At 61.1% G+C, this 19,706-nt stretch carries 20 protein-coding genes; 9 read left to right on the top strand and 11 right to left on the bottom strand.

Annotated elements, in window-relative coordinates:
- Window positions 1-257: 257 nt before the first annotated feature.
- Window positions 258-1,145: a threonine/homoserine exporter RhtA gene (gene rhtA / locus CGA22_RS21640; RefSeq protein ID WP_041021351.1), complete on the top strand. Its 888-nt coding sequence runs from the start codon at window positions 258-260 to the stop codon at window positions 1,143-1,145.
- Window positions 1,146-1,312: 167 nt separating this feature from the next.
- Window positions 1,313-1,594: a hypothetical protein gene (locus tag CGA22_RS21635; protein ID WP_041021352.1), complete on the top strand. Its 282-nt coding sequence runs from the start codon at window positions 1,313-1,315 to the stop codon at window positions 1,592-1,594.
- 10 nt (window positions 1,595-1,604) lie between these two features.
- Here CGA22_RS21635 and CGA22_RS21630 read toward each other — a convergent pair whose 3' ends face one another.
- Complete coding sequence (locus CGA22_RS21630) at window positions 1,605-2,174, bottom strand: TetR/AcrR family transcriptional regulator (RefSeq protein WP_041021353.1); 570 nt, start codon at window positions 2,172-2,174, stop codon at window positions 1,605-1,607.
- 90 nt (window positions 2,175-2,264) lie between these two features.
- On the opposite strand from CGA22_RS21630, the gene CGA22_RS21625 reads away from it, so the two are divergent.
- A complete protein-coding gene (locus CGA22_RS21625; RefSeq protein WP_041021354.1) occupies window positions 2,265-2,993 on the top strand; it encodes an SDR family oxidoreductase in 729 nt (242 codons plus the stop codon).
- Window positions 2,994-3,026: 33 nt separating this feature from the next.
- Window positions 3,027-3,632 carry a 2-hydroxychromene-2-carboxylate isomerase gene (locus CGA22_RS21620; protein WP_041021355.1) on the top strand — a complete coding sequence of 202 codons (606 nt, stop codon included), beginning with the start codon at window positions 3,027-3,029 and terminating at the stop codon, window positions 3,630-3,632.
- Here CGA22_RS21620 and CGA22_RS21615 read toward each other — a convergent pair.
- From CGA22_RS21615 to CGA22_RS21595, 5 genes are all read right to left on the bottom strand, one after another.
- Complete coding sequence (locus tag CGA22_RS21615; RefSeq protein ID WP_041021356.1) at window positions 3,625-5,433, bottom strand: aminopeptidase P family protein; 1,809 nt, start codon at window positions 5,431-5,433, stop codon at window positions 3,625-3,627. The two genes, CGA22_RS21620 and CGA22_RS21615, sit on opposite strands and share 8 nt — an antisense overlap.
- A 48-nt stretch (window positions 5,434-5,481) precedes the next feature.
- Window positions 5,482-6,648, bottom strand: a complete 1,167-nt coding sequence (locus CGA22_RS21610) for a cysteine desulfurase family protein (protein ID WP_041021357.1) — start codon at window positions 6,646-6,648, stop codon at window positions 5,482-5,484.
- A 154-nt stretch (window positions 6,649-6,802) separates the two neighbouring features.
- Window positions 6,803-7,417 carry a LysE family translocator gene (locus CGA22_RS21605; protein WP_041021358.1) on the bottom strand — a complete coding sequence of 205 codons (615 nt, stop codon included), beginning with the start codon at window positions 7,415-7,417 and terminating at the stop codon, window positions 6,803-6,805.
- A gap of 96 nt (window positions 7,418-7,513) precedes the next feature.
- Entirely contained in the window at window positions 7,514-7,780 is a 267-nt protein-coding gene (locus CGA22_RS21600) for a lipoprotein (RefSeq protein ID WP_041021359.1), read from the bottom strand.
- 111 nt (window positions 7,781-7,891) lie between these two features.
- A complete protein-coding gene (locus CGA22_RS21595) occupies window positions 7,892-8,257 on the bottom strand; it encodes an antibiotic biosynthesis monooxygenase (RefSeq protein WP_041021360.1) in 366 nt (121 codons plus the stop codon).
- Between the two features lie 94 nt (window positions 8,258-8,351).
- Here CGA22_RS21595 and soxR point away from each other — a divergent pair, with 94 nt between their 5' ends.
- Together soxR and CGA22_RS21585 are read left to right on the top strand one after the other, a co-directional pair.
- Window positions 8,352-8,804, top strand: a complete 453-nt coding sequence (gene soxR, locus CGA22_RS21590) for a redox-sensitive transcriptional activator SoxR (protein WP_041021361.1) — start codon at window positions 8,352-8,354, stop codon at window positions 8,802-8,804.
- A 102-nt stretch (window positions 8,805-8,906) separates the two neighbouring features.
- A complete protein-coding gene (locus CGA22_RS21585; protein WP_041021362.1) occupies window positions 8,907-9,365 on the top strand; it encodes a VOC family protein in 459 nt (152 codons plus the stop codon).
- 145 nt (window positions 9,366-9,510) lie between these two features.
- Here the strand turns inward: CGA22_RS21585 and prpF are convergent, their stop codons facing one another.
- The 5 genes from prpF to CGA22_RS21560 form a co-directional block, all read right to left on the bottom strand.
- Window positions 9,511-10,713 carry a 2-methylaconitate cis-trans isomerase PrpF gene (prpF, locus tag CGA22_RS21580; RefSeq protein ID WP_041021363.1) on the bottom strand — a complete coding sequence of 401 codons (1,203 nt, stop codon included), beginning with the start codon at window positions 10,711-10,713 and terminating at the stop codon, window positions 9,511-9,513.
- A gap of 26 nt (window positions 10,714-10,739) precedes the next feature.
- Window positions 10,740-13,331 carry a Fe/S-dependent 2-methylisocitrate dehydratase AcnD gene (acnD, locus tag CGA22_RS21575; RefSeq protein ID WP_041021364.1) on the bottom strand — a complete coding sequence of 864 codons (2,592 nt, stop codon included), beginning with the start codon at window positions 13,329-13,331 and terminating at the stop codon, window positions 10,740-10,742.
- 197 nt (window positions 13,332-13,528) lie between these two features.
- Window positions 13,529-14,656 carry a 2-methylcitrate synthase gene (gene prpC / locus CGA22_RS21570; RefSeq protein WP_041021365.1) on the bottom strand — a complete coding sequence of 376 codons (1,128 nt, stop codon included), beginning with the start codon at window positions 14,654-14,656 and terminating at the stop codon, window positions 13,529-13,531.
- 40 nt (window positions 14,657-14,696) lie between these two features.
- Window positions 14,697-15,587 carry a methylisocitrate lyase gene (gene prpB / locus CGA22_RS21565; RefSeq protein WP_041021366.1) on the bottom strand — a complete coding sequence of 297 codons (891 nt, stop codon included), beginning with the start codon at window positions 15,585-15,587 and terminating at the stop codon, window positions 14,697-14,699.
- Window positions 15,584-16,297: a GntR family transcriptional regulator gene (locus CGA22_RS21560; protein ID WP_041021367.1), complete on the bottom strand. Its 714-nt coding sequence runs from the start codon at window positions 16,295-16,297 to the stop codon at window positions 15,584-15,586. Before CGA22_RS21560 ends, prpB begins: the two co-directional genes overlap by 4 nt.
- 290 nt (window positions 16,298-16,587) lie before the next feature.
- On the opposite strand from CGA22_RS21560, the gene CGA22_RS21555 reads away from it, so the two are divergent.
- Genes CGA22_RS21555 through CGA22_RS21545 form a run of 3 tightly spaced genes read left to right on the top strand, consistent with a single transcriptional unit; the run spans window position 16,588 to window position 19,648 of the window.
- Window positions 16,588-17,124, top strand: a complete 537-nt coding sequence (locus tag CGA22_RS21555; RefSeq protein ID WP_188258700.1) for an ATP-dependent zinc protease — start codon at window positions 16,588-16,590, stop codon at window positions 17,122-17,124.
- Between the two features lie 5 nt (window positions 17,125-17,129).
- A complete protein-coding gene (locus CGA22_RS21550) occupies window positions 17,130-18,662 on the top strand; it encodes an inactive transglutaminase family protein (protein ID WP_041021369.1) in 1,533 nt (510 codons plus the stop codon).
- Window positions 18,662-19,648 carry an alpha-L-glutamate ligase-like protein gene (locus tag CGA22_RS21545; protein WP_041021370.1) on the top strand — a complete coding sequence of 329 codons (987 nt, stop codon included), beginning with the start codon at window positions 18,662-18,664 and terminating at the stop codon, window positions 19,646-19,648. Before CGA22_RS21550 ends, CGA22_RS21545 begins: the two co-directional genes overlap by 1 nt.
- Window positions 19,649-19,706 lie beyond the last annotated feature (58 nt).

The raw sequence follows: 19,706 nt of genomic DNA, 5'->3' as shown, positions 1-19,706 counted from the left end.
GATGAACTGAAGTCCCTGCGCTGCCTTTAAACGTCTAACTCATTGAAACTCAAGGAGTTTTCCGTTTCGACTGCGCCGGAAGTGGGGCGAATTATAGAGACTCAGAATCTGCCGTCAACCCTTAATTACGCTTTTCTATCTATCCACGACATCAGGCAAATGAAATCCGCCTTATATATAGACGTTGACGCTCGAAATGCGCAGTATATTGCTCAAATCAGCCACCTGCCCGCCCTTACTCTGGACGAACCCTCTTAATGAATCCCCCACATCGCAGCCTGGCCTCCGCTTTGTACCCGGTTGCTCTGCTTTTAATCGCCATGGCGTCCATTCAGTCAGGAGCCTCCCTGGCCAAAAGTATGTTCCCGGTAATAGGCGCCCAGGGCACTACGACGCTACGGCTCATTTTTGCCAGCATCATCATGCTGATATTGCTGCGGCCTTGGCGCGCCAAGCTGACAGCTCAATCCCTACGTACCGTGGTTGTCTATGGAATGGCGCTGGGCGGCATGAACTTCCTCTTCTATATGTCAGTTCGCACGACGCCGCTGGGAATCGCCGTGGCGTTGGAATTTACCGGCCCCCTGGCGGTGGCTATTTATAATTCGCGCCGGGCAATCGACTTTCTCTGGATTGCCCTGGCAGTGATCGGCCTGCTTCTGCTAATACCAACAGGAAGCACCACGGCCGGCATCGACCCAATCGGCGCCAGCTATGCATTGGGAGCGGGCGTCTGTTGGGCGCTCTATATCCTGTTTGGCCAGAAAGCCGGCGCAGACAATGGCGTACAGACTGCTGCGCTGGGAGTAGTGATCGCAGCCCTGTTCGTAGCGCCTATCGGCATCGTCCATGCCGGGGCCTCGCTGCTGACACCGAGCCTGATTCCAGTCGCCATTGGTGTCGCCATCCTGTCCACGGCCCTGCCCTATACCCTCGAGATGATCGCCTTGACCCGCCTGCCTGCCCGCACCTTCGGCACCCTGATGAGCGTCGAGCCCGCCGTCGCAGCCCTATCAGGGTTCGTATTCCTCCAGGAGTACCTGTCATTGGCCCAATGGATGGCGATTGCCTGCATCATTCTTGCGTCAATCGGCGCAACCCTGACCCTGAATAATGCCGTAAAGCCTGCTATTGCAGCGGATTGAAGCAGGATTTCACGAAGCTCTGGCATTTGCCGCGCATTTAGGCCATGTTTAGGTCCGTAACCCAATGTCAGACATGGAATTTTTCATACAGGACGTCATGAACGCTTCAAGCGCAAGCGAATATAGTCATACGTGGACAGAGATTCACGGCGGCGTTAAGGACGGGAATGAAACGAATCTTGATATTGATCGCCGTACTCGCGGTTGCGGGCTGTGCGGCGACGACGAAAACTGAAGTCAAACGCGGTAAGAAAGCGCTGCACATCAACTGCTCCGGCCTGACGTCGTCCTGGGACCAGTGCGCAGCCAGTGCCGCCAACTCATGCGCCCCCAAGAGTTACAAGGTCATCGCCAAGTCCGGGGACGCAGTCGAAGAGCCGGGGGATTATCCTTTCGGTCTCAACCCCGCCGGCTATACCAGCCGCAGCATGATCGTCATCTGCAAGTAGCGAACGGTCCTCAACCAACCCGCTGCTCGGCCATTCGACGGCCGATCTCCTCCTGGCTGGACTTGAGGACATTACGCTGGATCTCCGGCGCGACCAGCATGCGCGCAACAACCAGCGCCCCAACGCATTGCGACAGGATGGCCCAGGCCAGACTGTCGTTTTCCAGTATCCGCGCCCAGCTCTCATGCAAACGACAGATCCACGTTTGCGCAGTCTCCCGCACCTGCACGTCCGAGCGTGCGATTTCAGCACCAAGCACTGGCAAGGCGCAACCGACCTCAGGCTGCTCGACGTGACTCATGCTTAGGTACTGCTTGAGACAACGCTCCAACCTGGCCGAGTCCAAGACATGGTCACCGCTCAGGCGCTCCAGGCTCTGGGTCAACTCCCGCTCGACGATGGCCTTGAAAAGCTCGTCCTTGGAAGAAAAATGGCTATAGAACGCCCCGCCGCTCAACCCGATCGCCTTCATCAGGCCATCCACACCCACCGTTGAAAAGCCGGATTTCTTGGCGGATACGGCGCTGCTGGCGAGCAGCTTTTCCCGGGTTTCCATTTTGTGATTGGCTGAGTAACGCATGAGTCCTGCCTCTGATCGCTCAACTTGACGTACACCGGAGCGTAGCATAACGTTCGTTCAGCTAACGATCGTTTACCAATGAGGCAGATCATGGATAACAAGAAGGTCGTACTGGTTGTTGGCGCGGGGGACGCCACGGGTGGCGCAATAGCCAAACGTTTCGCGCAGGAAGGATTTGTAGCCTGCGTAACCCGCCGTAGCGCTGACAAACTCGCTCCGTTGGTGGAGGCAATACGCGCTCAGGGCGGCGAAGCCCACGGCTTTGCCTGTGATGCGCGCAAGGAAGACGAGGTGATCGCGCTCATCGAACAAATCGAGAGTCAGATCGGTCACATCGAGGCTTTTGTCTTCAATATCGGCGCCAACGTGCCCTGCAGCATTCTCGAAGAGACCGCCCGTAAATACTTCAAGATATGGGAGATGGCCTGTTTCTCCGGTTTCCTCAACGCCCGGGAAGTGGCTAAACGCATGGTCAAGCGTCAGCGCGGAACCATCCTGTTTACCGGCGCCACGGCGGGTTTACGGGGCGCCTCGGGGTTCGCCGCATTCGCGGGAGCCAAACACGGCATCCGCGCGCTGGCCCAGAGCATGGCCCGCGAGTTGGGCCCGTTGAATATCCATGTGGCGCATGTGGTGGTGGACGGCGCCATCGACACTGACTTCATCCGCAGCAACTTTCCAGAAAAATATGCGACCAGGGATGAAGACGGCATCCTCGATCCCGAACACATCGCCGAAAACTATTGGTACCTGCATACCCAACCACGCGACGCCTGGACCTTCGAGCTGGACCTGCGTCCCTGGAGCGAACGCTGGTAAGCCCCTCCCCATAACAACAAGAGAGCTGTGACCATGAGCAAATCGGTGGAGTTTTTCTTTGACCTTGGCAGCCCGGCGACCTACCTGGCCTATACCCAACTCCCGCAGCTTTGCGCACACACCGGCAGCGAACTGGTCTACCGGCCCATGTTACTGGGGGGTGTCTTCAAGGCGACGGGCAATGCATCGCCGATTACCGTTCCAGCCAAAGGCGCGCATATGGCCAAGGACCTGGATCGCTTCGCCAAGCGTTACGGCGTGGCGTTCAAGCTCAATCCGTACTTTCCGATCAACACGCTGTCCTTGATGCGCGCCATAACCGGTATGCAACTGCGTCATCCTGAACGTTTCACAGCGTTCATCGACTGCCTGTTCCGCGCCTTATGGGTCGACGCCCGCGATCTCAGCCATCCGCAGACCGTAGCAGCGGTGCTGGAGGAAGGCGGTTTCGACCCCGGCTATGTACTGGCGCTGACAACTGACGAGCAGGTCAAGGAAGCCCTCAAGGCCACCACCGAAGAAGCCATTGCCCGGGGCGTGTTCGGTGCCCCCAGCATGTTCGTCGGCGATGAGTTGTTCTTTGGCCAGGACCGGCTGGACTTCGTCCGTGAAGCCCTCGCTGATCCCAAAGTCAGATAGCCAACGTTCGCGTCTGCAGCCATTGCAGCGCGCTGCCTTCCAGCAACGGGCTCAGGCGACGCTGAACCTCGGCATGATAGGCATTGAGCCAGGCCTTTTCATCCTGGGTCAGCAACGACGGTTCCAGGCAGCGCGTGTCGATCGGACACAAGGTCAGGGTTTCAAACTCAAGGAATTCACCGAACTCGCTACTCCCCGCCTCGCGGTTCAAGGCCAGGTTCTCGATGCGTACACCCCAGCGTCCCGGACGATAAGTCCCCGGCTCGATGGAGGTGATCATGCCTGGCTGCATGGCCGTCTGCGGCGTGGGGGCCGCCTGGTAGGCGATGACCTGCGGCCCCTCGTGGACATTCAGAAAATAGCCGACGCCATGACCGGTACCATGTCCGTAATCCACCTGTTCGGCCCAGATCGGCGCCCTTGCAATGGCATCCAGCAGCGGCGACAGAATGCCACGCGGGAATCGAGCCCTGGACAAGGCAATGACGCCCTTGAGCACACGCGTGCAGTCGCGCTTCTGCTCAGTGTTGGGCGTTCCAACCGGCACCATGCGGGTGATGTCGGTGGTGCCACCCAGGTATTGGCCACCCGAATCGATCAATAACAGCCCATCACCCTCGATGACCGCGTGGGCTTCTGCCGTGGCGTGGTAATGGGGCATGGCTCCGTTGGCATTGAAAGCTGCAATGGTGTTGAAGCTCAGGGAGACAAAATCCGGCCGGCGTCTGCGAGCCGCGGTCAGGTGTTCATCGATGGTCAGTTCGGTGATGCGCTCACGCCCCCAGGCACTTTCCAACCAGGCGAAGAACTCACAAAGCGCTGCGCCATCCTGCTCCATCGCACGACGGATATGCTCGGCGTCGGCCAGGCTCTTGCAAGATTTGGCCAGCGTCGTGGGATTGAGCCCTTCCACCAGCTTCACGCCGCTGGCCAGGTTATCCAGCAAACCGACGGTGACCCGGGCCGGATCGACCAGCAGGCTCGCGCCACCAGGCACTTCACGTAATGCGCTCGCTGCTTCGCTGTAATCGCGCAGGGTTACGCCGTCTTGCTCGAGGATCGCACGCAACGCGCCGTCGACCTTGTCCAGGGCCACGAACAGGGTTGCCTGCTGCTGGCTGATCAAGGCAAAAGAGACGAACACGGGATTGAACGACACGTCTGCGCCGCGCAGGTTGAACAACCAGGCGATGTCGTCCAGCGTGGCGATGAAGTGCCAGTCGGCGCTACGCGCCTTGAGGGTTTCACGCAGCTTGGCGAGTTTCTCGACCCGGCTGACGGTCGCCTGGGGTGGAAGGTGTGCGTACACCGGCTGCGCGGGCAGGCTTGGACGGTCGGACCACGCTTCATTGAGCAGATCGATGTCAGTGCGCAAGCGCGCGCCTCGCTCCGCGAGCTTGCTGCCCAGGGTTCGGGCCGACGCCACGGCCATTACCGCACCGTCGACCGCGACCACCCCGCCTTCGGGTGTCTGTTCGGCCAGCCAGTCCAAGGGGCCGGGTTGTCCCGGGATGAGCTTGACCAGTTCGATACCGCTGCCCTTCAGTTCCTGGGTGGCCTGTTCCCAATAACGACTGTCGGCCCAGACCCCGGCGAAGTCCTTCGTCACGATCAAGGTCCCGACCGAACCATGGAAGCCCGACAACCATTGCCGCCCCTGCCAATAGCCCGGCAGGTATTCCGACAGATGCGGATCAGCCGACGGCACCAGCAGCGCGTGGACGCCCTCCCGGCTCATCAGTTGGCGAATTCGGGCCAGGCGCTGGGGAACCAGTCCATGGGTCAAAGGCTCGGTACTCATCGTGTCTCCTGTTTATCAATATTATTGTTCAAGGCTAAAGCATCCGGCTCAGGGGGTACTGGCCCAGAATGCCGGCGCCGCGACGCAGGCGGCCTTGATCAGCCGCACGGCCTCGTCGATATCCTGTTCACGGGTGAAGCGCCCCAGACTCAGGCGAATGGTTCGCCCCGCCGCCCGAGCATCGTGCCCCAACGCCAGCAGCACATGGGACGGTGTGTTGTTCGCCGAATTGCAGGCTGACGTCGCGGAAAATGCAAGGGAAGCGCCCAATACCGCTGGATTGAATTCACCTTCATGGAACGTCAGGCTCAACGTGTGGGGAATGCGCTGGGTCGCACTGCCATTGATACACACACCGGGCAGCGCCAGCAGCGGCTCAAGCAAACGATTGCGCAAATGGACAATCTTGTCGAGTTCGTCGTCGAACGACTGGGCCGCCAACTCGAATGCCGCGCCCATGGCCGCGATCTGATGAGTCGCCAGGGTTCCCGAGCGAAAACCGCCTTCATGCCCACCCCCATGGATCTGCGCCGACAGACGCGGTCGGGCACGCTCGCCGATGTAGAGCGCACCGATGCCTTTGGGACCGTAGATCTTGTGCGCGGAAAAGGACATCAGGTCCACCGGCCAGTGGGCCAGATCAATCCTGACCTTGCCTGCGCCCTGGGCGGCATCCACATGGAACAGCGCGCCGTGCCCACGGACAAGCTCGCCGATGGCTACCACGTCATTGACAGTACCCAGCTCGTTGTTCACCAGCATGAGCGACACCAGGAAGGTGTCCTCACGCAGGGCCTCGCGGACAGCTTGCGGATTGATCAGCCCATCGGCATCCGGAGCCAGCCAGGTTACCGCGACGCCACTCTCCTCGAGCTGCCGGGCGGTATCGAGAATCGCCTTGTGTTCGATCAGGCTGGTGATGACATGCCCACCGGATGCCCCGCGCGCCTGGGTCACCCCCTTGAGGGCCAAGTTGTTGGACTCGGTGGCGCCGGAAGTCCAGACGATCTGCTGCGCCTGCGCCCCCACCAACTGCGCCACCTGCTGACGTGCCCGCTCCACCGACCGCCGGGCTTCCTGCCCGAAGGCATGGGAGCTGGAGGCCGGGTTGCCGAAGTTACCGTCGAAACCCAGGCATTCGACCATGACCTGGATAACCCGCTCATCCACTGGCGTAGTGGCCGCGTAATCGAAATATAAAGGACGTTTATTCATGGAAAACTCGCAGAGCCTGTTCCGGGATCGGGCGCTCTCGTTGGGTTCGAGGTTACTACCCGATCAACCTTAAAGAAGTGAGACTTCGTTTAAAAGTGCGTAGGAACGCTCCTGAACAGCGAGCTTAGCAGGCATCCAGTCGAAGCTCAGCCCCTCATCTTATGCTTTCGAGCAATAACGGATACAGCGAGGCCACCAGCAACAGCGCCATTCCCCAGTTGAACAGACGCAGCCAGCGACGGTCACGCAGCAGGTTGCGCAACAGGCTGCCGCAGACCACCCACAAGCTGACACTGGGCAGGTTGATCAGGGCGAATACGGCCGCGATTACCACCACGTTGAAGAAGTAACCTTGAAGCGGCGTGTAGGTGCTGATGGCGCCGATGGCCATGATCCAGGCCTTGGGATTGACCCATTGAAATGCTGCGGCGCCCCAGTAGCTGATCGGCGTGCGCGCCCCCGATTCGTGCTCCGAGACCGGGCCGGAGTGGGCAATTTTCCATGCCAGATACAACAGGTATGCCGCGCCAACGTAGCGCAGTACGGTGTAAAGCAGCGGATATGCCTGGAACACCGCGCCCAGGCCAAAGCCCACCGCCAGCACCAGGACAAAGAATCCACAGCTGATGCCCAGCATATGAGGGATGGTGCGGTTGAAGCCGAAATTCACCCCCGAAGCCAGCAACATGGTGTTGTTGGGGCCCGGTGTGATCGAGGTGACAAGGGCAAACAGGGCGAAGCCCAGCAGCAGGTCCAGCGAAAGGGTCATGGCGGTCAGCCCGTCGTGTGGTCAGGTGATGACCCTACTCTTGGTCCTGTCGCAAACCCATGGACAGTTGGGTAAAACTTCCGGCAGTACAGTCTCTCAGCTTGGCTTTCCGGACAACTGCACCGGCTGTTCGGCGCTCATTTCACCGCGATCGTCGAAACCACTGTTTTTCTGCGACGGACCGAGCAGTTCGGCTTTTTTCGCGTGGTATTCATCGAACGAAAGACCCCGGCGATTCAAGGCTTCAAGGGCCAGTTCGCGGGTTTCTTCAGCGGTGTAGGGGCGCAGTTCAGGCGTCGAGGCGGCGCAACCACTCAACACGGTGGCGACTAACAGCAGCGAAACGGCAAGGATGCGATTCATGACGAGTGTCCGGTGTTATGGGGCGATGAACAAAGGCTACCCGCCGGTCCTTCACGGCAGAAATCAACCCTCTTGATAGTGGGTATCGCCCCTCCGGATCCCTCATTACGCTCAATCAACCAACTGACACTGCAGCGCATTATCCGGGCTGCGTTCAATGCTGCGGATCACCTGGAACGAGCCAAACGTCACGGCCTTGGCCCGGTGAGCCCGAATCAGCCGCCAGAAATCCTGCTCGCCGCTTTCAAACCGTCGAAACGCCGCCTCCCCCGCTTCCCGGGTTTGCCATTGCAGATAATTGAGTACGCGCCTGCCGTCATCGCTGACCTGGATGCTGGCACTCAAGAAGCCCTGATGATCCAGCGCCAGGCGCTCGGTCTGTTCCGACAGGGCGGTGATCAGCGCCTGTTGCCAGTGAGGCTCGATGTCGAATTCGATCAGTTGGGTGAAGCTGCGATTGTTCCTTGGCGATTGCATGAAAGGTCCTCGATACACGTAGGGTGAATCTTGCGATCCGGAGGCGTGCAGCGTAAAACCTCTACTTAAGTCAAGGTCAAGTAATGAATCCGCTATGGCACAGATAGATATCCATAAAGAACTCACCGTGGGCCAAGTGGCCGCCCGTAGCGGCGTGGCCGTCACCGCCCTGCATTTCTATGAAGCCAAGGGGCTGATCAAAAGTACCCGCAACCAGGGCAACCAGCGCCGCTACCCCCGGGGGGTGTTGCGGCGCGTGGCCCTGATCAAAGTCGCCCAGCGCCTGGGTATTCCCCTGGCAGAGATTGGCGAGGCATTGAAAACCCTGCCGGACAACCGCGCGCCCACGGCCGCCGATTGGCAGATCCTGTCGGCACAGTGGAGCCGGGATCTGGATGAACGCATCAACCAATTGATCGCGTTGCGTGACCGGTTGAACGGTTGTATCGGCTGCGGTTGCCTGTCGATGGAGGCCTGCCCGCTGCGCAACCAGGGCGATGTGCTGGGTGAGCGTGGGCCGGGGGCGCATCTGCTGGAGGAGTCGTAAGGCGTTCGTCGGGACTTGGGCCGCCTCGAAATCACTGGCCTATAGTGAATGGGCGCAAATCGACGAAGCCTCTCTTCGCCCGATACAAAAAGGAGAAACGTCATGGGCGTCAAAGCCATTCCCGAAGGTTTCCACAGCATTACGCCCTACCTGGGCATTCATAAAGCCGCCGAAGCCATCGAGTTCTACAAAAAAGCCTTCAATGCCACCGAAGTCATGCGTCTGGCAATGCCCGACGGAGGCATCGGTCATGCCGAACTGCGGATCGGCGGCAGCCCGATCATGCTCGGCACGCCCTGCGATCAGGGGCCCCTGAGCAATCCGGACCAATCGCCGTCGGTGGGCCTGCATTTATACGTCGAGGACGTGGACCGCGTGTATGCCCAGGCGATTGCCGCCGGTGGCACGGTGATCGCCGAGGTCAAGGATCAGTTCTATGGTGATCGCTCCGGCAGCTTGAAGGATCCCTATGGACATGTGTGGTTCCTGGCGACCCACAAGGAGGATCTGACTCAGGAACAGATCGAGCAACGGGCCAGGGAGATGTTTCAACAGGGCTGAACCGGGCCGGTCAGTCAAACCACAACCTTGTGGGAGCGAGTCTGCTCGCGATATCAGTGTGTCAGCCAACAATGATGTTGCTGACCCGACGCTATCGCGAGCAGGCCCGCTCCCACAATGATTCAATCCAGATCCTTGCGGCGGATCAGAACGTGTCTGCCGGCACCCGCACGAACCCTTCCATCAACACCCGCGCGCTGCGACTCATGATGGCTTTGGTTACGGTCCATTCGCCATTGGCCTGGCTGGCCTCGGCGCCGACGCGCAAGGTGCCGGACGGGTGTCCGAAGCGCACGGCGTTGCGCTCGGTACCGCCGGCGGCCAGGTTCACCAGGGTGCCGGAAATGGCGGCGGCGGTGCCGATGGCAACGGCGGCGGTGCCCATCATGGCGTGGTGCAGCTTGCCCATGGACAGCGCCCGCACCAGCAAGTCGACGTCCCCCGCCGAAACGGCTTTTCCACTCGATGAAACGTAGTCCGCCGGCGGCGCGACAAACGCCACCTTCGGTGTGTGCTGGCGTTGGGCGGCTTCGTCCAGTTGCTTGATCAAGCCCATACGCAGGGCGCCGTGGGCGCGGATGGTCTCGAACATCGCCAGGGCCTTGGGGTCGCCATTGATGGCGCCCTGCAGCTCGGTGCCGGTATAGCCGACGTCCCGGGCATTGATGAAAATCGTCGGGATCCCGGCGTTGATCAGGGTCGCCTTGAGCGTACCGACGCCGGGCACCTCCAAGTCATCCACCAGGTTGCCGGTGGGAAACATCGAACCGCCCCCGCCTTCTTCCTCGGCAGCCGGGTCCATGAACTCCAGCTGCACTTCTGCCGCCGGGAAAGTCACCCCGTCGAGTTCGAAATCACCGGTTTCCTGCACCGCACCATCGGTCATCGGCACGTGGGCAATGATAGTCTTGCCGATGTTGGCCTGCCAGATCCGCACCACGGCCACGCCGTTTTGCGGAAGGCGGCTGGACTCCACCAAGCCACTGCTGATGGCAAACGACCCCACCGCCGCCGACAGGTTGCCGCAGTTACCGCTCCAGTCCACGAACGGCTTGTCGATGGAGACCTGGCCGAACAGGTAATCGACGTCGTGGTCGGCCCGGTCGCTCTTGGACAGGATCACCGTCTTGCTGGTGCTGGACGTCGCCCCGCCCATGCCGTCGATCTGTTTCTCGTACGGGTCTGGGCTGCCGATGACCCGCAGCAGCAAGGCATCGCGCGCCGCGCCGGGGACACGGGCGGCTTCGGGCAGGTCCGTCAATTTGAAGAACACGCCTTTGCTGGTGCCCCCGCGCATGTAGGTGGCGGGGATTCTGATCTGTGGTGAAAAGCCTGGTGCGTGAGCCATGAAGCACCTACTCCCTATCGTGAGATTTAAACGGCGACCGCCGATTCAAGAAAGTCCTGGGCAAAGCGCTGCAATACGCCACCCGCTTCATAAATCGACACCTCTTCAGCCGTATCGAGACGGCAGGTCACCGGCACTTCAACGCGCTCGCCGTTCTTGCGGGTGATGACCAGGGTCAGCGTCGCACGTGGGGTGCGCTCGCCAATCACGTCATAGATCTCGCTGCCATCGATGCCCAGGGTCTTGCGATCGGTGCCGGGCTTGAACTCCAGCGGCAACACGCCCATGCCCACCAGGTTGGTGCGATGGATACGCTCGAAGCCTTCGGCGGCAATCGCCTCGACACCGGCCAGGCGCACGCCCTTGGCCGCCCAGTCCCGGGACGAACCCTGGCCGTAGTCGGCGCCGGCGATGATGATCAGCGGCTGCTTGCGTTCCATGTAGGTTTCGATGGCTTCCCACATGCGCATGACCTTGCCTTCAGGCTCGACCCGCGCCAGGGAACCCTGCTTGACCTTGCCGTTTTCCTGGACCATTTCGTTGAACAGTTTCGGGTTGGCGAAGGTGGCGCGCTGGGCGGTCAGATGGTCGCCACGGTGCGTGGCGTAGGAATTGAAGTCTTCTTCCGGCAGGCCCATCTTCGCCAGGTATTCGCCGGCGGCGCTGTCCAGCATGATCGCGTTGGACGGCGACAGGTGGTCGGTGGTGATGTTGTCCGGCAACACCGCCAACGGGCGCATGCCCTTGAGCGGCCGCGCGCCCGCCAGTGCCCCTTCCCAATACGGCGGACGGCGGATGTAGGTACTTTGCGGACGCCAGTCGTACAGCGGCGTGACTTTCGGCCCGGTGTCCTCTTGGATGGCGAACATCGGGATGTATACCTGGCGGAACTGCTCCGGCTTCACCGAGGCCTTGACCACCGCTTCGATTTCCTCATCACTCGGCCAGATGTCCTTGAGACGGATTTCCCGACCGTCCACCACGCCGAGCACATCCTTTTCGATGTCGAAACGGATGGTCCCGGCAATGGCGTAGGCCACCACCAGCGGCGGCGAAGCGAGGAACGCCTGCTTGGCGTATGGATGGATACGTCCATCGAAGTTGCGGTTACCCGACAGCACGGCGGTGGCGTACAGGTCGCGGTCAATGATTTCCTGCTGGATCGCTGGGTCCAGTGCGCCGGACATGCCGTTGCAGGTGGTGCAGGCGAAGGCCACCACGCCAAAGCCCAACTGCTCCAGTTCCTTGGTCAGGCCGGCTTCATCCAGGTACAGCGCCACGGTTTTCGACCCCGGTGCCAGGGATGACTTGACCCACGGCTTGCGAACCAGCCCCAGGCGATTGGCATTGCGTGCCAACAGGCCAGCGGCAATGACGTTGCGCGGGTTGCTGGTGTTGGTGCAACTGGTGATGGCGGCGATGATCACTGCGCCGTCGGGCATCTGCCCCGGCACTTCGGTCCATTGCCCGGCGATGCCGTTGGCCGCCAGATCGGCGGTCGCGACGCGGGCATGGGGGTTGCTCGGCCCTGCCATGTTGCGCACCACCGAGGACAGATCGAAGGTCAGGCCTCGCTCGTATTGCGCCCCCTTGAGGCTGTCGGCCCACAGGCCCACTTGCCGGGCGTAGGTTTCCACCAATTGCACCTGCGCATCTTCGCGGCCGGTGAGTTTCAGGTAGTCGATGGTCTGCTGGTCGATGTAGAACATCGCCGCCGTGGCGCCATATTCCGGGGCCATATTGGAAATGGTGGCACGGTCGCCCAGGGTCAACGCCTGCGCGCCTTCACCGAAAAACTCCAGCCAGGCGCCAACGACCTTTTGCTTGCGCAGGAACTCGGTCAGCGCCAGCACCATGTCGGTGGCCGTGATGCCCGGTTGCAACCTGCCGGTCAGCTCGACGCCGACGATTTCCGGCAGGCGCATCCACGACGCGCGGCCAAGCATGACGCTCTCGGCTTCCAGCCCACCGACACCGATGGCGATCACGCCCAAGGCGTCGACATGGGGCGTATGACTGTCGGTGCCCACGCAGGTGTCGGGGAAGGCCACGCCGTCCCGTTGCTGGATCACCGGGGACATTTTTTCCAGGTTGATCTGGTGCATGATCCCGTTACCCGGCGGGATCACGTCGACGTTCTTGAAGGCCTTCTTGGTCCAGTTGATGAAGTGGAAGCGGTCTTCGTTGCGGCGGTCTTCAATCGCACGATTCTTGGCAAATGCCTGAGGGTCGGAGCCGGCGCTTTCCACTGCCAGGGAGTGGTCGACGATCAGTTGGGTCGGCACCACCGGGTTGACCTGGGCCGGGTCGCCACCTTGTTGGGCGATGGCGTCGCGCAGGCCGGCCAGGTCCACCAGGGCGGTCTGGCCGAGAATGTCATGGCAGACCACCCGGGCCGGGAACCATGGGAAGTCCAGGTCGCGCTTGCGCTCGATCAGTTGCAGCAGCGACTCGCCCAGGGTGGCCGGGTCGCAGCGACGCACCAGGTTTTCCGCCAGCACGCGCGAGGTGTACGGCAGGCCGTCGTAGGCGCCGGGGCGGATGGCATCCACGGCCGCGCGAACGTCGAAGTAATCCAGCGAAGTGCCGGACAGCGGTTTGCGAAATTCTGTGTTCATCGTCAGGACTCGGCTCACGGTGGGTTCAGGAGGGCTGGCGCAGCACTGAAGTGAACCTGTTCCCCTGTGGGAGCGAGCCCGCTCGCGATTGTGGTGGGTCAGCCAACAATGATGTCGCTGACCCGACGCTATCGCGAGCAGGCTCGCTCCCACAGGGTTCCGGGTTTCTCCAGTATCTGCGGTTAACCCCCTCCAGCTCAGCGTTGTTCGATTGGCACGAACTTGCGCTGTTCGACGCCGGTGTATTCGGCGCTCGGGCGGATGATGCGGTTGTTGGCACGCTGTTCGAACACGTGGGCGGCCCAGCCGGTCAGGCGCGAGCAGACAAAGATCGGCGTGAACAGCTTGGTCGGAATGCCCATGAAGTGGTACGCCGAGGCATGATAGAAATCGGCGTTGGGGAACAGCTTCTTCTGTTCCCACATGGTCTTGTCGATGGCTTCGGAAACCGGGAACAGCACGGTGTCGCCCACTTCATCGGCGAGTTTTTTCGACCAACCCTTGATCACCTCGTTGCGCGGATCGTTGTCCTTATAGATCGCGTGGCCGAAGCCCATGATCTTGTCCTTGCGCTCCAGCATCGCCAGGGTGCCCTTGATTGCCGCTTCCGGCGAGTCGAAGCGCTCGATCATTTCCATGGCCGCTTCGTTGGCGCCGCCATGCAACGGGCCACGCAGCGAGCCAATCGCCGCGGTGATGCAGGAAAACAGGTCCGACAGGGTCGAGGCGCAGACCCGGGCAGTGAAGGTCGAAGCGTTGAATTCATGCTCGGCGTAGAGGATCAGCGACACGTTCATCACCTTGACGTGCAGCTCGCTCGGTTTCTTGCCGTGCAGCAGGTGCAGGAAATGGCCGCCGATGGACGCTTCGTCGGTCACGCATTCGATGCGTTGGCCCTGGTGGCTGAAGCGATACCAGTAGCACATGATCGCCGGGAACGCGGCCAACAGGCGGTCGGTCTTGTCGTGCTGCTCTGAAAAGCTTGTCTCGGGTTCCAGGTTGCCCAGGAACGAGCAACCGGTGCGCATCACATCCATCGGATGGGCGTCGGCGGGAATGCGTTCCAACACTTCTTTCAGGGCCTGGGGCAGGTCCCGCAATTGACGCAGTTTGCGGACATAGCCATCCAGTTGTGCCTGGGTCGGCAGCTCGCCGTACAGCAACAGGTAGGCCACTTCTTCGAATTGCGCATCAGCCGCCAGGTCGCGAACGTCGTAGCCACGATAGGTCAGGCCCGCACCGGACTGGCCCACGGTGGACAAGGCGGTTTGCCCGGCTACCTGGCCACGGAGCCCGGCGCCACTGAGTACTTTTGCTTCGGCCATTTGCTATCTCCAGTTCTTGAATTTGTAGGGAATCGGCCCGTTATTTTTTCGCAGCGAACAACGCATCGAGCTTCTGCTCGAAGGTGTGGTAGTCGATGCGATCGTAAAGCTCCATGCGGGTCTGCATGGTGTCGATGACATTCTGTTGCGTGCCGTCGCGACGAATTGCGGTGTAGACGTTTTCGGCAGCCTTGTTCATGGCGCGGAACGCCGACAACGGATACAGCACCAGCGACACGTCGGCACCGGCCAGCTGTTGGGTGGTGTAGAGCGGCGTCGCGCCGAACTCGGTGATGTTGGCCAGGATCGGCGCCTTCACGCGACTGGCGAACAGCTTGTACATCTCGAGTTCGGTAATCGCTTCGGGGAAGATCATGTCGGCACCGGCCTCGATGCAAGCGGCCGCACGGTCCAGCGCGGACTCCAGGCCCTCCACTGCCAAGGCATCGGTGCGAGCCATGATCACGAAGCTGTCGTCGGTGCGGGCATCAACGGCAGCCTTGATGCGGTCGACCATTTCCTGCTGCGAGACGATTTCCTTGTTCGGCCGATGGCCGCAGCGCTTGGCACCGACCTGGTCTTCGATGTGGATCGCCGCCGCGCCGAACTTGCTCATTGATTTGACGGTGCGGGCCACGTTGAACGCCGAGGAACCGAAACCGGTGTCCACGTCCACCAGCAGCGGCAAATCGCACACGTCGGTGATCCGGCGCACGTCGGTCAGCACGTCATCCAGGCCGGTGATGCCCAGGTCCGGTACGCCGAGGGAACCGGCTGCCACGCCACCGCCCGACAGGTAGATCGCCTTGAAACCGGCGCGTTTGGCTAGCAGCGCGTGGTTGGCGTTGATCGTGCCGACCACCTGCAACGGGTGCTCGGAAGCGACCGCATCGCGGAATCGCTGGCCTGGCGTGCTCTTGCTGGAACTCATGACTCACCTCGTTCAGTGGCGGCGCTGTCCTGGTAATGACGCGCGATGTTGCGTTTGGAGGCGCCGATGTGCCGGCGCATCAATAATTCAGCCAACTCGCCGTCACGGTCGGCGATGGCATCGAGAATCCGGTGATGCTCGGCAAAGGCCTGGCGCGGACGGTTGGGCGTGGTGGAAAACTGGATGCGATACATGCGCACCAGCTGATACAGCTCGCCGCAGAGCATTTGCGTCAGTGTGCGGTTGCCGCTGCCCTGGATGATCCGATAATGAAAGTCGAAATCGCCTTCCTGTTGGTAATAGCCGACGCCGGCCTGGAATGCCGCGTCGCGCTCATGGGTTTCCAGGACTCCGCGCAGTTCGTCGATTTCCGCCAGGGTCATGCGCTCGGCCGCGAGGCGACAAGCCATGCCCTCCAGGGACTCGCGGATTTCGTAGAGTTCCAGCAGCTCGGCATGGCTCAGGGAAACCACCCGGGCGCCGACATGGGGCACTCGCACCAGCAGGCGCTGGCCTTCCAGGCGATGGATCGCTTCGCGCAGCGGTCCGCGGCTGATGCCGTAGGTACGGGCCAGCTCGGGCTCGGAAATCTTGCTGCCGGGAGCGATCTCACCTTTGACGATGGCGGCCTGGATACGCCGGAAGACGTTTTCGGAAAGGGTTTCCGAGTCGTCCTGGGCCAGCACCGGCGTTTCGAGCTGATCGAGCATATTGTCGACACCTTGAAAATCAATACGACAAAAACTACCCAATCAAAGCGTATACGTCAAAACAAAAAACAACATTGTCGACAATCGTCTAACAGGACCGTCCGCCATAACTGTCTTTTCGCAGGGGTCGTAGCGACCGGCCGGCGGTGGCGTCAGAAAACCACCGTGCTAGAATGCCGCCGCTGTTGGCCACTCTCCTGTTCTTCTATATAGAGAGAAGGCTACCGAAGGAGCTTGTGCAGTAATGCCAGGGCCTGAACCGATAAACGGAACGCCGTGCACCAGGATCTATGACATTCAAGCCCTTATCCGCTGTCCTCTGCTTCATATGCCTGCCGGGGCTTGCCGCGGCGGGTGAAAAAACCGTGTACGGCCTCAACGAATATGCAGCGCTGCAGGGCATCGACCTGGAGGTCGCCGCCAAGCTGGACACCGGCGCCAAGACCGCCTCCCTCAGTGCCCGGGACATCAAGCGCTTCAAGCGCAACGGCGAATCCTGGGTGCGGTTTTACCTCGCCATCGACGCAGCCCATTCGCACCCCATCGAACGCCCGCTGGCCCGGGTCAGCAAGATCAAACGCCGCGCCGGTGACTACGACCCGGAAGAAGGCAAGAAATACACGGCCCGGCCGGTCATCGAGCTGGATATCTGCATGGGCTCGGCCCTGCGCAGCATCGAAGTGAACCTGACCGACCGCAGCGCCTTCCAATACCCGTTGCTGATCGGTTCCGAGGCGCTCAAGCGCTTCGACGCACTGGTCGACCCCAGTCTCAAATACGCTGCCGGCAAACCCGCCTGCACCAATGCCGCTCTTACCGCAGAGTAATTCCAATGCGCTCCCTTACCCTCCATTTGAAAATGCTGATCGCCATCCTGGTGGTGCTTGGCCTGTCGGTGACGGCCTATCAGATTTTCGTGCTCGGCATCCCGGTGACCGAAGACGCCACGGACGACCTGTGGAACATCGATGCCAAGGTCGAATTCGTGCCCAACGCCAAGGACCCGGTGAAGATCCAGATGTTCGTGCCCCCGCTGAGCCGCGACTACGTCAGCCTCAACGAGAGTTTCATTTCCAACAATTACGGCGTAGCGGTGAACCGGATCGACGGCAACCGCAAGGTGACGTGGTCGGCTCGCCGGGCCAAGGGCAACCAGACCCTCTATTACCGCCTGGTGCTGACCAAGCGCTACAGCGCCGAAAAAACCAAGGTCAAGGGACCGACCTTCCGCGACAGCATCGCCATCGAAGGCCCGGAGAAGATCGCCGCCGAAGCCCTGCTCGCGCCGATCCGCCAGCACTCGGCGGACGTCGAGACCTTCATCAGCGAAGCCATCAAGCGGGTCAATAACCTCAACGACGACAACGTCAAGCTGCTGCTGGCCGGCGACCCGTCTTCGAGCAACAAAGCGAGAATCGTCGAGCTGGTGCTGTCCATCGCCCACGTGCCGGTGGAAAAGGTCCACACCATCCGCCTGGTGGCCGATCAGCCGCAAACGCCGGAATTGTGGCTGCGCAGCTTCAACGGCAACGATTGGCTGTACTTCAATCCGGACACCGGCGAACAGGGCCTGCCCACCGACCGCCTGCTGTGGTGGACCGGCGATGAAAACCTGATCACCGTCGATGGCGGCAAGAAGGCCACCGTCACCTTCAGCATGAACAACAGCGAAATGAACGCCATTCGCCTGGCCAAGCTGACGGACGAGAACACCGACGCCAATTTCCTCGAATATTCGCTCTACGGCCTGCCCCTGCAGACCCAGCAGACGTTCATGATCATGGTGATGATCCCCATCGGCGTGCTGGTGATCCTGGTCCTGCGCAACCTGATCGGCCTGCAGACCCTGGGGACCTTTACCCCGGTGCTGATTGCCCTGGCTTTCCGCGAAACCCAGCTAGGCTTCGGCATTGTCCTGTTCACGGTGATCACGGCGCTGGGCCTGTCACTGCGCTCCTACCTGGAACACCTCAAGCTGCAGATGCTGCCGAGGCTTTCGGTGGTGCTGACGTTCGTGGTGGTGCTGATCGCCGCCATCAGCCTGTTCAGCCATAAGCTGGGCCTGGAGCGTGGCCTGTCGGTGGCGCTGTTCCCGATGGTGATCCTGACCATGACCATCGAGCGCCTGTCCATCACCTGGGAAGAGCGCGGCGGCGGTCACGCCATGAAGGTCGCCATCGGCACCCTATTCGCCGCGTCCCTGGCGCACCTGATCATGAGCGTGCCGGAGCTGGTGTACTTCGTCTTCACCTTCCCCGCGATCCTGCTGATCCTGGTGGGCTTCATGCTGGCCATGGGTCGTTATCGCGGCTACCGCCTGACCGAGCTGGTGCGGTTCAAGGCCTTCCTCAAGGCTGACTCGTAATGTTCGGTTTCTGGAAAACCTGGAAGGCCCTGGAGGCCCGGGGCATCATGGGCATCAACCGGCGCAATGCCGACTACGTGCTCAAGTACAACAAGCGCAGCCTGTACCCCATCGTCGATGACAAGATCATCACCAAGGAACGGGCCATCGCCGCCGGCATCCACGTGCCGGAACTGTACGGGATCATTTCCACCGAGAAGGAAATCGACAAACTCGACGGAATCATCGGCGGGCGCACCGACTTCGTGATCAAGCCGGCCCAGGGCGCCGGCGGCGACGGCATCATCGTGATCGCCGACCGCTTCGAGGGGCGTTATCGCACCGTCTCCGGCAAGATCCTGAGTCATGAGGAACTCGAACACCATATTTCCAGCATCCTCACCGGTTTGTATTCCCTGGGTGGGCACCGTGACCGGGCGCTGATCGAATATCGCGTGGTCCCGGACCAGATCTTCAAGAGCATCAGTTATGAAGGCGTGCCGGACATCCGCATCATCGTGCTGATGGGGTATCCGGTGATGGCCATGCTGCGCCTGCCGACCCGCCAGTCCGGCGGCAAGGCCAACCTGCACCAAGGCGCCATCGGTGTGGGTGTGGATCTCGCCACCGGTCTGACGCTGCGCGGCACCTGGCTGAACAACATCATCGCCAAACACCCCGACACCACCAACGCGGTGGACGGTGTGCAACTGCCCTACTGGGACGGCTTCATGAAGCTGGCCGCTGGCTGTTATGAACTCTGCGGGCTGGGCTACATCGGCGTGGACATGGTGCTGGACCAGGAAAAAGGCCCGTTGATCCTGGAGTTGAACGCCCGGCCGGGGCTGAATATCCAGATCGCCAACGACTGCGGCCTGACCTTGCGCACCCACGCGGTGGAAGCACACCTGGAAGAACTCAAGGCCCGGGGCGTCGTTGAAACCGTCGAGGAACGGGTGGCGTTTGCCCAGGCGTTGTTCGGGCATATTCCGCCGGTTGAAGGCTGAGAAGCTGAGGTGCCCCCTTGTGGCGAGGGGATTTATCCCCGCTGGGTTGCGCAGCAGC

Origin of the sequence: Pseudomonas sp. PSB18 (assembly GCF_014596565.1) — a bacterium.
Taxonomy (GTDB): Bacteria; Pseudomonadota; Gammaproteobacteria; order Pseudomonadales; family Pseudomonadaceae; genus Aquipseudomonas.
Note: the sequence above shows the minus strand (reverse complement) of the source record. Positions and strands in the feature narration are given on the sequence as shown.

What these genes read in the sequence shown, in the direction of transcription:
- rhtA (WP_041021351.1), top strand. Translation starts at nt 258, where the DNA reads ATGAATCCCCCACATCGCAGCCTGGCCTCCGCTTTGTACCCGGTTGCT.
- CGA22_RS21555 (WP_188258700.1), top strand. Translation starts at nt 16,588, where the DNA reads ATGACATTCAAGCCCTTATCCGCTGTCCTCTGCTTCATATGCCTGCCG.
- prpB (WP_041021366.1), bottom strand. Translation starts at nt 15,587, where the DNA reads ATGAGTTCCAGCAAGAGCACGCCAGGCCAGCGATTCCGCGATGCGGTC.
- CGA22_RS21625 (WP_041021354.1), top strand. Translation starts at nt 2,265, where the DNA reads ATGGATAACAAGAAGGTCGTACTGGTTGTTGGCGCGGGGGACGCCACG.
- CGA22_RS21550 (WP_041021369.1), top strand. Translation starts at nt 17,130, where the DNA reads ATGCGCTCCCTTACCCTCCATTTGAAAATGCTGATCGCCATCCTGGTG.
- CGA22_RS21630 (WP_041021353.1), bottom strand. Translation starts at nt 2,174, where the DNA reads ATGCGTTACTCAGCCAATCACAAAATGGAAACCCGGGAAAAGCTGCTC.
- CGA22_RS21635 (WP_041021352.1), top strand. Translation starts at nt 1,313, where the DNA reads ATGAAACGAATCTTGATATTGATCGCCGTACTCGCGGTTGCGGGCTGT.
- prpC (WP_041021365.1), bottom strand. Translation starts at nt 14,656, where the DNA reads ATGGCCGAAGCAAAAGTACTCAGTGGCGCCGGGCTCCGTGGCCAGGTA.
- CGA22_RS21600 (WP_041021359.1), bottom strand. Translation starts at nt 7,780, where the DNA reads ATGAATCGCATCCTTGCCGTTTCGCTGCTGTTAGTCGCCACCGTGTTG.
- CGA22_RS21595 (WP_041021360.1), bottom strand. Translation starts at nt 8,257, where the DNA reads ATGCAATCGCCAAGGAACAATCGCAGCTTCACCCAACTGATCGAATTC.
- CGA22_RS21560 (WP_041021367.1), bottom strand. Translation starts at nt 16,297, where the DNA reads ATGCTCGATCAGCTCGAAACGCCGGTGCTGGCCCAGGACGACTCGGAA.
- CGA22_RS21585 (WP_041021362.1), top strand. Translation starts at nt 8,907, where the DNA reads ATGGGCGTCAAAGCCATTCCCGAAGGTTTCCACAGCATTACGCCCTAC.
- prpF (WP_041021363.1), bottom strand. Translation starts at nt 10,713, where the DNA reads ATGGCTCACGCACCAGGCTTTTCACCACAGATCAGAATCCCCGCCACC.
- soxR (WP_041021361.1), top strand. Translation starts at nt 8,352, where the DNA reads ATGGCACAGATAGATATCCATAAAGAACTCACCGTGGGCCAAGTGGCC.
- CGA22_RS21620 (WP_041021355.1), top strand. Translation starts at nt 3,027, where the DNA reads ATGAGCAAATCGGTGGAGTTTTTCTTTGACCTTGGCAGCCCGGCGACC.
- acnD (WP_041021364.1), bottom strand. Translation starts at nt 13,331, where the DNA reads ATGAACACAGAATTTCGCAAACCGCTGTCCGGCACTTCGCTGGATTAC.
- CGA22_RS21610 (WP_041021357.1), bottom strand. Translation starts at nt 6,648, where the DNA reads ATGAATAAACGTCCTTTATATTTCGATTACGCGGCCACTACGCCAGTG.
- CGA22_RS21605 (WP_041021358.1), bottom strand. Translation starts at nt 7,417, where the DNA reads ATGACCCTTTCGCTGGACCTGCTGCTGGGCTTCGCCCTGTTTGCCCTT.
- CGA22_RS21615 (WP_041021356.1), bottom strand. Translation starts at nt 5,433, where the DNA reads ATGAGTACCGAGCCTTTGACCCATGGACTGGTTCCCCAGCGCCTGGCC.
- CGA22_RS21545 (WP_041021370.1), top strand. Translation starts at nt 18,662, where the DNA reads ATGTTCGGTTTCTGGAAAACCTGGAAGGCCCTGGAGGCCCGGGGCATC.